Annotated in this window: 10 protein-coding genes and 3 pseudogenes; 5 read left to right on the forward strand and 8 right to left on the reverse strand. The window is 40.5% G+C overall.

Annotated elements, in window-relative coordinates; translation table 11 throughout:
• Positions 1-162: 162 nt before the first annotated feature.
• Positions 163-1,128 (reverse strand): LacI family DNA-binding transcriptional regulator, encoded by a 966-nt coding sequence (locus tag HT715_RS11115; protein ID WP_023936861.1) that lies wholly within the window; start codon positions 1,126-1,128, stop codon positions 163-165.
• The gene (locus tag HT715_RS11120; RefSeq protein WP_172922962.1) at positions 1,109-2,563 is read right to left on the reverse strand and encodes a glycoside hydrolase family 32 protein; all 1,455 of its coding nucleotides are present in this window, start codon (positions 2,561-2,563) and stop codon (positions 1,109-1,111) included. Before HT715_RS11120 ends, HT715_RS11115 begins: the two co-directional genes overlap by 20 nt.
• A gap of 380 nt (positions 2,564-2,943) precedes the next feature.
• Between HT715_RS11120 and HT715_RS11125 the strand changes: the two genes are divergently transcribed.
• Both HT715_RS11125 and scrK read left to right on the forward strand, forming a co-directional pair.
• Positions 2,944-4,830 (forward strand): sucrose-specific PTS transporter subunit IIBC, encoded by a 1,887-nt coding sequence (locus HT715_RS11125; RefSeq protein ID WP_138700370.1) that lies wholly within the window; start codon positions 2,944-2,946, stop codon positions 4,828-4,830.
• A gap of 148 nt (positions 4,831-4,978) precedes the next feature.
• Positions 4,979-5,866 (forward strand): fructokinase ScrK, encoded by an 888-nt coding sequence (scrK, locus tag HT715_RS11130; RefSeq protein ID WP_138700371.1) that lies wholly within the window; start codon positions 4,979-4,981, stop codon positions 5,864-5,866.
• 42 nt (positions 5,867-5,908) lie between these two features.
• On the opposite strand, the gene HT715_RS11135 is transcribed toward scrK, so the two are convergent.
• From HT715_RS11135 to HT715_RS11635, 3 genes and pseudogenes are all read right to left on the reverse strand, one after another.
• A complete protein-coding gene (locus HT715_RS11135) occupies positions 5,909-6,526 on the reverse strand; it encodes a TVP38/TMEM64 family protein (protein ID WP_138700372.1) in 618 nt (205 codons plus the stop codon).
• 414 nt (positions 6,527-6,940) lie between these two features.
• Positions 6,941-7,160: pseudogene (locus HT715_RS11140) on the reverse strand (IS30 family transposase); the annotation flags it as partial.
• A 367-nt stretch (positions 7,161-7,527) separates the two neighbouring features.
• A complete protein-coding gene (locus HT715_RS11635) occupies positions 7,528-7,758 on the reverse strand; it encodes a hypothetical protein (protein ID WP_023936854.1) in 231 nt (76 codons plus the stop codon).
• A gap of 83 nt (positions 7,759-7,841) precedes the next feature.
• Here HT715_RS11635 and HT715_RS11150 point away from each other — a divergent pair, with 83 nt between their 5' ends.
• From HT715_RS11150 to HT715_RS12130, 3 genes and pseudogenes are all read left to right on the forward strand, one after another.
• Positions 7,842-8,753, forward strand: a complete 912-nt coding sequence (locus HT715_RS11150) for an ABC transporter ATP-binding protein (RefSeq protein WP_100127931.1) — start codon at positions 7,842-7,844, stop codon at positions 8,751-8,753.
• The gene (locus HT715_RS11155) at positions 8,732-9,931 is read left to right on the forward strand and encodes an ABC transporter permease (protein ID WP_138700373.1); all 1,200 of its coding nucleotides are present in this window, start codon (positions 8,732-8,734) and stop codon (positions 9,929-9,931) included. The genes HT715_RS11150 and HT715_RS11155 overlap by 22 nt, the downstream gene beginning before the upstream one ends.
• A gap of 585 nt (positions 9,932-10,516) precedes the next feature.
• Positions 10,517-10,666 (forward strand): annotated as a pseudogene (locus HT715_RS12130) (IS630 family transposase); the annotation flags it as partial.
• A gap of 188 nt (positions 10,667-10,854) precedes the next feature.
• On the opposite strand, the gene HT715_RS11160 reads toward HT715_RS12130, so the two are convergent.
• The 3 genes and pseudogenes from HT715_RS11160 to HT715_RS11170 form a co-directional block, all read right to left on the reverse strand.
• Positions 10,855-11,550 (reverse strand): LrgB family protein, encoded by a 696-nt coding sequence (locus HT715_RS11160; RefSeq protein WP_001288943.1) that lies wholly within the window; start codon positions 11,548-11,550, stop codon positions 10,855-10,857.
• A complete protein-coding gene (locus HT715_RS11165; RefSeq protein WP_000781328.1) occupies positions 11,547-11,921 on the reverse strand; it encodes a CidA/LrgA family protein in 375 nt (124 codons plus the stop codon). The genes HT715_RS11160 and HT715_RS11165 overlap by 4 nt, the downstream gene beginning before the upstream one ends.
• 184 nt (positions 11,922-12,105) lie before the next feature.
• Positions 12,106-12,408, reverse strand: a pseudogene (locus HT715_RS11170) (ATP-binding cassette domain-containing protein); the annotation flags it as partial.
• Between the last annotated feature and the right edge of the window lie 103 nt (positions 12,409-12,511).

Raw genomic sequence — 12,511 nt, forward strand, 5'->3', positions numbered from 1 at the left:
GTGANAACGNNCATCGTTANTCGGAGATNNNCTANAATNCCTTTTGAAANTAGATGAGTAGTANAACATGGTTTTGAGGTTGTAGATAAGACTGACGAAGTCAGTTACATATATCTACGGTAAGGCGACGCTGACGTGGTTTGAAGAGATTTTCATTGAGTATTAAATACTTTTTCCTGATAAAAGAGTAATTGGTAAAAAGTAACCAGTTGTCGCGACTTCCTTGCCTTCGATTTTTTGTAAGAGAAGGTCAACAGTGAGGCAGGCAATCTCTTCCAAGGGTTGCTTAATAGTAGCCAGTTGAGGGTAGTAATTTTCGATAAAGTAGGTACCATCGTAACCGATGACCTTGAGCTCTTCTGGTACAGAAATTCCCAGTTCCTGAGCAATTTTAATGACTAAAATAGCTGTCAAATCATCCGAAGCAAAAATCGCATCTGGCTTTTGTCGAGTCAAGATATTCTTGATTTCCATTTCTTTTCTGACGGGAGAAAAGTCACTGGAAACATTGATAATAGGAGCTTGGGGGAGTACGGATGCAAAACCAGCGTGGCGTAGTCCAGTTGGCGAATTGGAATTGTCATTCCCTGTAATCATAATGATAGACTGGGCACCTGTCTTAACCAAGGTCTGGGCAGCAAGAACTCCACCAGCGTAGTTGTCAGAGGAAACGACTGGAATGTCTGGTGACAGATTTCGGTCAAAGGAAATAATTGGTGCCGTCACGCGATTGTAGTCTTCGATTCCCAAGTTGTGACTACCCGAAATGATGCCGTCCACCTGATTGGCTTCCAACATTTCGATGTATTCACGCTCCTTCTCAGAGTCATGCTCGCTGTTGCAGATGATGGTCTTGTAACCATTCTTAAAAAGTTGGTGCTCCAGCTTATCAATCAATTCTGCATAGAAAACATTGGAAATATTTGGGAAAATCAAGCCGATTAACTTAGCCGATTTTCCTTGCAGACTACGAGCTAGGTTGTTGGGTTTATAACCCAATTCCCGCATGGCTTCATTAACCTTTTGAATGGTTTTTTCTGATAAATAGCCTTTTTTATTGATAACCCGAGAAACGGTAGTAGGGCTGACGCCTGCAAGTTTGGCGACATCAGTTAGTTTTGCGACCATAATCTAATTCATAGTAAGTTCCAGTTGGGTTTCCAGATTTGATCAGGATACCATTTTGGTCCGCATGTGGGAAGACACGACCAGAAAATACTTTTTCTCCTTTATTGATGAAAATTTCAAAGACAGAGTTATCGATGAAGATTGTAGCAGTAGTAGCCTGATTCTCGATAGGGCAAGAACGAGTTGTCCCAAATTCTTGGGCATACTGTTCTCCAGCCTGGCTACGATCCACTGTCACTTGACCATTTACAAGGTCAAAGTTGATGGAAAGTCCCTTGCCTTCTTTATCAGCAAGTAAGACAATCTCGCTCTGGCTATTGGCTTCCAAGTTGAGTTCGAGTTCGTAAGTGTTCCTAGTTTGGGCACGATTTGAGAAGGCTTCTTCAGAAGCACGAAGGTCCTTGATAGCTGCGACTGGGTATTGGTAGAGTTTGCCGTCTTTGATAGTGAGTTCCTTGACCAAAGAGAAGGCTCCTTGGTGGTCAAAACGGTCAGATGGATATGAAACATCAGGCAAGCCAAGCCAGCTAACAGCTAGAGCACGTCCATCAGGAGCGTTGAGGGCTTGAGTTGCATAGGCTTCGAAACCATAGTCCATGTTTTGAAGTTGAGATACATCTACCATTTTGGCGTTTTCAGGGTCAAAGGAAGCACCAATTTTATACATATTTGGAAAGATGTTATCGTAGTCTAGAACTTTTTTATCCAATCCTTGTGGGCAGTAGAGAAGGACAGGTTGCTCCCCTACAAAGACCAGATTTGGACATTCCATCATGTAGGCAGTACGGTCGTTAGCAAAGTCAAGGTTGCCAACGGCTTGCCAGTTTGTATAGTCGTTGTCTACAGCCTTGTAGAGACGGACGAAGCCTTTTTTCTCCAAGTCCTGTCCACCGACGATAGCATAGTATTGGCCCTTGAAGTTAAAAATTTGCGGGTCACGGAAGTGGTCAGTTGAGTCTGCTGGCTGGTCAATCAAGATCTTGTCAATCTTGGTAATCTTGCCATCCTTGTCCATCAAAGCGCCGATCTGGTAGGGTTGACGGATCCAGTTTTCATCACGGACATTTCCTGTATAGAATAGAAACAAGTTATCGCCAAACTGCATGGCAGAACCAGAGTAGGCACCGTGGCTATCTAATGGAGTATCAGGCAAAACTTTGACTCCAGTTTCTGTGAAGTGAATCAAGTCCTCACTTTCCAACTGCACCCAAGATTTCAAACCGTGGGCTGCACCAAAAGGAAAGTTCTGATAAAAAACAACCCACTTCCCATCAAAGTAGGAAAAGCCATTTGGATCGTTTAGAAGTCCTGTTTTTGGCTCAACATGGTAATGAGTATGCCATGGAGATTGAGCCATATTTTCCTTTATATGTTGAATTTCTTCTTGCGTCCAATCTTGATAAAGTCTGTAACGACGCTCAGTTGTCCATTCCATTCATTCATTCCTCCAAAAATCTTATCACTTTTAATAGTAACCGTTTTCGATAAAAAATGCAAGCCTTTTATGTTAAAAAAGAGAAAAAACTGTCAAACGTTTATCACAAATTAAAAGCAGAAAATCAATCATCTATCTACAAAAAATTGAAAGAAAATGAAGCAAAATCCTTTTCACCCAAGATTTTAAACTTATTTTTTTAAGGAACACCTAATAAAACAGTCAAAATCAATCAATCTAAAGCGAGCAAACTAAGTGGATAGAATATTTTTTCTGCAAAACGCTTGACATATTTCTAAAACATGATAAAATAATAGTCGTAGGGCGAATAAAATCGCTTTCAAACAAGAACAAAATGTTATATAAGGAGATTTTTGCAAATGAACAATCAGGAAATTGCAAAAAAAGTCATCGATGCCTTGGGTGGACGTGAAAATGTCAACAGTGTAGCTCACTGTGCGACTCGTCTTCGTGTCATGGTCAAAGATGAAGGAAAAATCAATAAAGAAGTGATTGAGAACTTGGAAAAAGTTCAAGGTGCTTTCTTTAACTCAGGTCAATACCAAATCATCTTTGGTACTGGTACAGTAAACAAAATGTACGATGAAGTTGTTGCACTTGGTTTACCAACATCATCTAAAGATGACATGAAAGCAGAAGCTGCTAAACAAGGGAACTGGTTCCAACGTGCTATCCGTACTTTCGGTGACGTTTTCGTTCCAATCATCCCAGTTATCGTAGCGACAGGTCTCTTCATGGGTGTGCGTGGTCTTTTCATTGCTCTTGAAATGCCACTTCCAGGAGACTTTGCAACTTACACACAAATCTTGACAGATACAGCCTTCATCATCTTGCCAGGTTTGGTTGTTTGGTCAACCTTCCGTGTATTCGGTGGTAACCCTGCCGTTGGTATCGTTCTTGGTATGATGCTTGTTTCTGGCTCACTTCCAAACGCTTGGGCAGTTGCTCAAGGTGGTGAAGTAACAGCTATGAACTTCTTTGGTTTCATCCCTGTTGTTGGTTTGCAAGGTTCCGTTCTTCCAGCCTTCATCATCGGGGTTGTCGGAGCTAAATTTGAAAAAGCTGTCCGCAAGGTCGTTCCAGATGTCATTGACCTTTTGGTAACACCATTCGTGACACTTTTGGTTATGTCTATCCTTGGACTATTTGTCATCGGACCAGTCTTTCACGTTGTTGAAAACTACATCCTTATCGCGACAAAAGCGATCCTTAGTATGCCATTTGGTCTTGGTGGTTTCTTGATTGGTGGGGTTCACCAATTGATCGTCGTGTCAGGTGTGCACCATATCTTCAACTTGCTTGAAGTTCAATTGCTTGCTGCTGACCATGCTAACCCATTCAACGCTATCATCACTGCTGCTATGACAGCTCAAGGTGCTGCAACTGTTGCGGTTGGTGTTAAAACTAAAAATCCAAAACTAAAAACACTTGCTTTCCCAGCTGCTCTTTCTGCCTTCCTCGGTATTACAGAGCCTGCTATCTTCGGGGTGAACTTGCGCTTCCGTAAACCATTCTTCCTCTCATTGATTGCTGGTGCAATCGGTGGTGGATTGGCTTCTATCCTTGGACTTGCTGGTAATGGTAGTGGTATCACCATCATCCCTGGTACAATGCTTTATGTTGGTAACGGACAACTTGCCCAATACCTTCTTATGGTAGCTGTATCATTTGCACTTGGTTTTGCTCTTACTTACATGTTTGGTTATGAGGATGAAAAAGAAGTTGCTACTGAAGTAGCGACAGAACGTTTGGTCCAAGAAGAAACAACTGGTAACATTCCAGCAGCTCTTCAAAATGAAACACTTGTAACTCCTATCGTTGGTGACGTTGTAGCTCTTGCTGATGTCAATGACCCAGTCTTCTCAAGTGGAGCTATGGGACAAGGTATCGCTGTGAAACCTAGCCAAGGTGTGGTCTATGCACCAGCTGATGCTGAAGTTTCAATCGCCTTTGCAACAGGACACGCCTTTGGTTTGAAAACAAGAAATGGTGCTGAAGTCTTGATCCACGTTGGTATCGACACTGTAACAATGAACGGTGAAGGTTTCGAACAAAAAGTTGCCCAAGGTGACAAGGTGAAAGCAGGCGATGTTCTTGGAACATTTGACTCAAACAAAATCGCTGCAGCTGGTCTTGATGATACAACAATGGTTATCGTTACAAACACAGCTGACTTCTCTTCAGTAGCTCCAGTCGCAACAGGTTCAGTTGCGAAGGGGGATGCTCTTATCGAAGTGAAAGCTTAATCTTTCCTAGCTAAATGAAAACGAACAAATGACATGTTTGTTCGTTTTTGCTTGAATGGTAAGATTTACAGAGGAAAATCTAAAAAATAGAGAAATTTAGACTTTCGAAATATGCTATAATAAAGAAAATAAAAACAAGAGGTTTATCATGACAAAATTATATGGAAGCTTGGAAGCGGGCGGTACAAAGTTTGTCTGTGCTGTCGGTGATGAAAACTTTAACGTTGTAGAAAAAACACAATTTCCAACAACAACTCCAATCGAAACAATCGATAAAACTATTGAGTTCTTCTCAAAATTCGACAACCTTGCTGGTCTTGCAGTTGGTTCATTTGGTCCGATTGATATTGATAAAAACTCAAAAACCTATGGCTTTATCACAACAACTCCAAAACCGAACTGGGCAAATGTGGACTTGCTTGGTGCCCTTCGTCGCGCCCTCAACGTGCCAATGTACTTCACAACAGACGTAAACAGCTCTGCTTATGGTGAAGTGGTTGCCCGTAATAATGCTGGTGGCCGTATCGAAAACTTGGTTTACTACACAATCGGTACAGGTATCGGTGCAGGTGTCATCCAACGTGGTGAGTTTATCGGCGGTGTGGGTCACCCTGAGATGGGCCATTACTATGTGGCTAGACACCCAATGGATATTGAAAAAGAGTTTCAGGGTGTTTGTCCTTTCCATAAGGGATGTTTGGAAGGCTATGCAGCTGGTCCAAGTTTGGAAGCTCGTACAGGTGTACGTGGGGAAAATATTGAACTCAATAACCCTGTTTGGGATGTCCAAGCCTACTATATCGCTCAAGCTGCGGTCAATGCGACAGTGACTTTCCGCCCAGACGTGATTGTCTTTGGTGGAGGGGTCATGGCTCAACAACACATGCTGGACCGTGTCCGTGAGAAATTTACATCTCTTCTCAATGGTTACCTACCAGTACCTGATGTGCGTGACTATATCGTGACTCCAGCAGTAGCAGGAAATGGTTCTGCCACACTTGGGAACTTTGTCCTTGCAAAAGAAGTTTCAAAATAAAGCACAAAATCCGCTTGGGAAACCAAACGGATTTTTTATGTGTCAAAGCATTTGCCAGAAGAAGTCGATAATATAGGTCAGACCGTAGGTATAAACCACGAGGGTAAAGGGCTTGGTCAGAATGATGATAATCATATAGCGCTTGAAGGTCATCTTGGTCAGGGCAGCCAGCATACAGAGAAAGTCAGCTGGACTAATGGGCCAAATCATCATAAAGATAAAGAAACGGTCAAAACGATTGCCCTTATCCAACCAACCGATATACTTGTCATAGGTGCGCTTGCTGACGACAGACTGAACAAAGGCAGCTCCGTAGAGGCGCACCAGATAAAAGATAATGGCACAGCCAATCACGATTCCGATATAGTTGTAGATAGTACCGATGATGTGACCGTAGATAAAGACCCCAGCGACGGAGGTCAAGGCCCCAGGAATGATAGGGACGACCGTTTGTAAAATCTGTAAAAAGATAAAGAGAGGTGGCCCCCAGATACCTGCTTGCTGGATAAAGGCAGAGAGGGTTTCTTTAGACTGTAAAACCCCAGCCTGATAAGCCCAAATACAGAAAATCAAACTCCCAACCCCACCGACAATCGATGAGATGTTGATAACTTGCTGCAGAAGGGGAGAAACAGCTTTCATTTGTTTATCCTGTGACATGTAAACTCCTCATAGATAGTATAGTTCTACTATACCATATTTTGGAGGAGAAAGGGAGAATGAGTCTTTTTTGATAAGGAATAGAAAGTAAATAGCCCTTCGAGACTTAGAATAGGTCTGTCAACTAAAGGTTATATGCATTCTAGGTTTCGAATAATCGCAATTCCATAAATTTAAAAGCATTCTAAGTTTCGAATAGCTTATCTGAGATAATTTTGAGGCATTCGCGCTTTCGAATAGTCATTTTCCCTAAAGTTTAGATGTATTCTGAAGCTAGAAAGACTAAAATCTAAAAGTAGTAAGAGTCTCTCTCTGATGGACGTAATTTATGGCTAGTATGAATCCTTTGAATTGTTAGTTAATTTTAATATTAATCAGTTCTGAAATAATTACTAAATATAGTTAGATGGTGAATTAATTATTGCTAAATTTCAAGTTCAAGTTAGTCATCCAGAAGTCTTCTCTGGGGGACTTGTAGTTCAAGCATTTTTTAGGATAGTTGTTCATCCACTTTTCGATGAATGCGACTTCCTTGGTAGTCGTTTTCTTAGTTCCCTTAGGCTTAGGTAACCATCTATGAATGAACTTGTTGTGATTTTTATTAGATCCTATAGGGGTGTGCATAATAGATATAATAGATTGAAACTAGAATAGTACGCATCTGCTTCTAAAACATTGTTAGAAATCGATTTGACTGTCCCGATCTATTTGTCCTGTTCTTATTTCATTTTACTATATAATCCTTAGAAAACATATCGGACAAGCGGTTGAATTCCGTTCCGTCCATTAGTAGATAAAGGATTACTCCTTCTTGAAATGACAGATGAACTTGTTTCTTATAAAAATGTTGTCTGAAACTATTCGCTTTTTTCCAGAAGTTTTAGAGGAAGAAAACTTTATGAGGAAAAAGGAGTTACTCAAATAACAATTCAGGATTAAAAATAGACAGTTGAGGAGCGGAAGGTATAAATTAAGTTTGCTACTGTATAATGGATTTATCACTAATACTCTTCGAAAATCTCTTCAAACCACGTCAGCTTCGCCTTGCCGTAGATATAGTTACTGACTTCGTCAGTTCTATCCACAACCTCAAAACAGTGTTTTGAGCTGACTTCGTCAGTTTTATCTGCAACCTCAAAGCTGTACTTTGAGCAGTCTACGGCTAGCTTCCTAGTTTGCTCTTTGATTTTTATTGAGTATAAAAGTGCTCCAGGCCATATTTTACACAGCAATAGTCTTCTAAAAATGGACAAAAAACATTGTAAAGGCTATCAAAAAGGAGTATAATGAGTGCAAGAAATTTCGGAGGTGAAAGATGCTAGAAGTAAGAAGTCTAGAGAAAAGTTTTGGATCCAAGCAAGTTTTGTTTGGTATTGACTTTCAAGCGCGACCAGGTCGTATTTTGGGACTAGTCGGAAAAAATGGTGCTGGAAAAACAACGATTTTCCATAGTATTTTAAAATTCCTAGAATATCAGGGAGAAATCGGTCTGGATGGTCAGGATATTCGTCAGGAGACCTATGCTCGGATTGGTTATCTGCCTGAAGAACGCAGTCTCATGCCTAAATTGACAGTTCTTGAACAAGTTCGCTACTTGGCGACTCTAAAAGGCATGGATGCCAAAGAAGTCAAAGAAAAACTCCCTCAATGGATGAAGAGGTTGGAAGTAAAAGGAAAGCTGACAGATAAAATCAAGAGTCTGTCAAAAGGAAATCAGCAGAAGATTCAGCTCATTATTACTCTGATTCATGAACCAGACCTGATTATCTTGGATGAGCCTTTTAGTGGATTGGACCCAGTTAATACAGAATTGCTCAAACAAGTCATTTTTCAGGAAAAAGAGCGCGGAGCAACCATTATCTTTTCTGACCATGTCATGACCAACGTCGAGGAGCTTTGTGACGATATTCTCATGATCCGAGATGGCCGTGTGGTCTTGCATGGACCAGTTCAGGATGTCCGAAATCAATACGGGAAAACACGTCTCTTTGTTTCAAGTGAACGAAGCAAGGAAGAATTGGAAAACCTTCCTCATGTCAAACAGGTGAGCTTGACCAAACAAGGTAGTTGGAAATTGATCTTGGAGGATGAGAGTGCTGGTAGAGAACTCTTCCCAATCTTGACTCAAGGGCAATATATCGCAACCTTTGACCAACAAGCGCCAACTATCGATGAAATCTTTAAACTAGAATCAGGAGTGGAAGTATGGGAAATGTGTGGGTTGTAATCAAGGAAACCTATCTTAGACATGTCAAATCGTGGAGTTTCTTCTTTATGGTGATTTCACCGTTCCTCTTTTTAGGAATCTCTGGAGGAATTGCTTATCTCCAAGGCTCTTCAATGGCTAAAAATGATAAAGTGGCAGTAGTGACAACAGTGCCATCTGTAGCAGAAGGACTGAAGAATGTAAATGGTGTTAATTTTGACTACAAAGACGAAGCAAGTGCCAAAGAAGCGATTAAAGATGAAAAATTAAAAGGCTATCTGACTATTGACCAAGAGGATAGTGTCTTGAAGGCAGTTTATCATGGCGAAACGTCGCTTGAAAATGGAATTAAATTTGAGGTTACAGGTACACTCAATGAACTGCAAAATCAGCTTAATCGTTCAACTGCCTCCTTGTCTCAAGAGCAGGAAAAACGCTTAGCGCAGACAGTTCAATTCACAGAAAAGATTGATGAAGCCAAGGAAAATAAAAAGTTTATTCAAACAATTGCAGCAGGCGCCTTAGGATTCTTTCTTTATATGATTCTGATTACCTATGCGGGTGTAACAGCTCAGGAAGTTGCCAGTGAAAAAGGCACCAAAATTATGGAAGTCGTCTTTTCTAGCATAAGGGCTAGTCACTATTTCTATGCGCGGATGATGGCTCTGTTTCTGGTGATTTTAACGCATATCGGGATTTATGTGGTAGGTGGTCTGGCAGCCATTCTACTCTTTAAAGATTTGCCATTCTTGGCTCAGTCTGGTATTTTGGATCACTTGGGAGATGCTTTCTCACTGAATACCTTGTTCTTTATTTTGGTCAGTCTCTTTATGTACGTCGTCTTGGCTGCCTTTCTAGGTTCTATGGTTTCTCGTCCTGAGGACTCAGGAAAAGCCTTGTCGCCTTTGATGATTTTGATTATGGGTGGTTTTTTTGGAGTGACAGCTCTAGGTGCAGCTGGTGACAATCTCATCTTGAAGATTGGTTCTTATATTCCCTTTATTTCGACCTTCTTTATGCCATTTAGAACTATTAATGGCTATGCAGGGGGAGTAGAAGCATGGATTTCACTTGCTATTACAGTGATTTTTGCGGTGGTAGCAACAGGATTTATCGGACGCATGTATGCCAGCCTAGTCCTTCAAACAGATGATTTAGGGATTTGGAAAACATTTAAACGTGCCTTATCTTATAAATAGAAGAGCCTCGCGAAAGCGAGGTTTTTTAGAGATAAAAAGAGTGGAATCACGAACCTAATTATGCACACATTATGTAAACAGGTTGCTTGAGAACTCAATTGTATAGTGAACTGAATCTGGAATAGGATAATATTGCTTCTAAAACATTCTTATAAATTGATTTGAATTCCAAAACCAGGGTGTGCAATTCTTATTTCCCATCACTTTATTTATTGATTATGATAGAACTCTTATCGGTCTGTAACAAAATTTCAATAATATAAAAACGCATCCTATCAGGACAACTTGATAGGATGCGTTTTTTGATTGTGAAGACTTTTCATCCAGCCTCTTTATGTGATAAAGTATCGTTAATATTTAATAAAAATCAGACTGGGAAGTTAGCGGAAGGCTCCTCGAAACATAGTTTTGAGGTTGAGGAACTGACCAAGTCAGTAACGTATACACACTAAGGATAAGCTGACGTGGTTTGAAGAGTATAAAAATCTGTTTCGTAAGCATCCAATAATAGGGTGTTTTGATAGTGTCATCATTTGGATAAGCATTATAGTATAGTGATATGAAATCAACTAAACTAAATAAGAAATATAGATTATCAAAACTCTTTGAAAAGATTGCATTAAATCTAAATAACATAGACGTCTTCAGCGTGTGCTGTTTCATCTTATGCGAAAATCTTATAAGGAGAGTATAGAAGATCTCGGTTGTAATCAACTAACTGATTGGAGAAATGTATAAATATGAGAAGTTAGACCCCCATGTCACTACCATAATGAGATTGCTCGAATTCCTTGCTTTTTATACTCAATGAAAATCAAAGAGCAAACTAGGAAACTAGCCGCAGGTTGCTCAAAACAGTGTTTTGAGGTTGTGGATANNGGCAAGGCGACGTTGACGCGGTTTGAAGAGATTTTCGAAGAGTATTAACTCAATATCAAACTAGCTACGATGGGGCTGACAAAGACATAGAGAATACCAGTGACACCGATAGCCAAACCACCCATGGCTCCTGCTACAGAGCCGTATCGGAAGGCTGTTCCTGTTCCAACTGCATGGCCTGTTCCTCCAAGGGAAAGACCAACAGCTACTGGGTCGTCAATTTTCAACCACTTCAAAAGGGTTGGTCCGATGACACTGGTTAAAATCCCAGTTGCCACGACTACCACCAAGGTCACGGTCGTCAGACCTTGCAATTTTTCTGTGATTCCCACTGCCATGGCGGTTGTTACTGACTTGGGAAAGAGAGAAATGGCTAGGAAAAAGTCCATACCAAAGATTTTGGCCACAAGGGCTGTGAAAGAGGTATTGACAACTACTGCTAGCAGACTACCAAAGAGAATACTCCGAGCATGGTGCTTCATCAAATGAAAACTCTTGTAAAGCGGAATCCCCAAAGCCACTGTCGACGGGACAATCAAGTTGTTCAGATAAACCCCACCTTGGTAGTAATCTTGATAAGAAATACCCGTCACCTTAAGAAAAATAATGATAAAAATAGCCGACAAAAGCAGGGGCGTTGTCAATGGATGAGGAAAACGTCTGTAAATCAACATCCCCACTAGATAAGCTAGGATAGACAGGGCAAGCCCAAATAGGGGATTGGAAACAAATTCACTCATTTGGCATCTCCTTTCTCATAATCTCCCTCAAACCGTCGTTTGATAAACTGAACTACCAAGGCTATGAGGATAATATTGACAACTGCTGCAAAAAAGACAATCAAAACAATGGGTAGGAGATAGGGAGCAATCACATCAAACTTTTCCATGATTCCTACTGCTGGCGGCAAAAAGAGAATGGTCATATTGGCCAGCAAGAAATTCCCCACCATGTTGACATGCCTAGTTCTCAACCATTTGAATTGTAGGGATAGAAAGAGAATAATCAAGCCGATAATACTGCCTGGGATGGGCAAATGAAAGAAACTGGAAATCCCCTCTCCGATTAGAGAAATCACAAAGAGAATCATTAATTGAACATATAATTTCATCCTAAACTCCACGAAATAGACTTCTTGAATACCAGTTTACTCTTTTTTCAGAAAATTTCAAGGAAATGAACAAGGGATAATGAAAATTAAAGAACAAACTAGGAAGTCAGCTGCATGTTACTCAAAGTAAAGTGTTGGGGTTGTAGGTCAAACTGACATAGTTTGAAGCGATTTTCGAAGAATATTACTTTTCTTTGCTTAAGTGAATGACTTGGTCGTAGTTTTTTAAGTCCTCTTCTGTGTAGTGGTGAATGACTTCTATGACTGTTTGAGGTAGGGAGAAGAGCAAGTCGCTAATTTTTCTGCTATTTTCCGAGTCAAGATTGGCCTTAATCTCGTCTGCTAAGATGAGTTGGCTATCATGGTAGAGGGCGCGGGCGATTTCTAGGCGTTGTTTCTCGCCACCAGACAGACTATCATTGCTGAGCGTTCGATTTTTCAAATGTTCTAAACCTGTTTTTTTGAGGATATGATTTAGCGTTTGCTTTTATCTAAAATACTTCATATAAAAATGTAAATTTTTGGGGGATATACAATTAAATGAAAATATCGTAATGACACAGATTGAAACAAAAAGCGAACAAAACAGA

It is taken from the genome of Streptococcus sp. 4155 (genome assembly GCF_013276695.1).
GTDB classification, from domain to species: Bacteria; Bacillota; Bacilli; order Lactobacillales; family Streptococcaceae; genus Streptococcus; species Streptococcus pseudopneumoniae.

Bases quoted from the DNA above. Each gene is read 5' to 3' on its own strand.
- HT715_RS11115 (WP_023936861.1), bottom strand. From the start codon at position 1,128: ATGGTCGCAAAACTAACTGATGTCGCCAAACTTGCAGGCGTCAGCCCT.
- HT715_RS11120 (WP_172922962.1), bottom strand. From the start codon at position 2,563: ATGGAATGGACAACTGAGCGTCGTTACAGACTTTATCAAGATTGGACG.
- HT715_RS11125 (WP_138700370.1), top strand. From the start codon at position 2,944: ATGAACAATCAGGAAATTGCAAAAAAAGTCATCGATGCCTTGGGTGGA.
- scrK (WP_138700371.1), top strand. From the start codon at position 4,979: ATGACAAAATTATATGGAAGCTTGGAAGCGGGCGGTACAAAGTTTGTC.
- HT715_RS11135 (WP_138700372.1), bottom strand. From the start codon at position 6,526: ATGTCACAGGATAAACAAATGAAAGCTGTTTCTCCCCTTCTGCAGCAA.
- HT715_RS11150 (WP_100127931.1), top strand. From the start codon at position 7,842: ATGCTAGAAGTAAGAAGTCTAGAGAAAAGTTTTGGATCCAAGCAAGTT.
- HT715_RS11155 (WP_138700373.1), top strand. From the start codon at position 8,732: ATGGGAAATGTGTGGGTTGTAATCAAGGAAACCTATCTTAGACATGTC.
- HT715_RS11160 (WP_001288943.1), bottom strand. From the start codon at position 11,550: ATGAGTGAATTTGTTTCCAATCCCCTATTTGGGCTTGCCCTGTCTATC.
- HT715_RS11165 (WP_000781328.1), bottom strand. From the start codon at position 11,921: ATGAAATTATATGTTCAATTAATGATTCTCTTTGTGATTTCTCTAATC.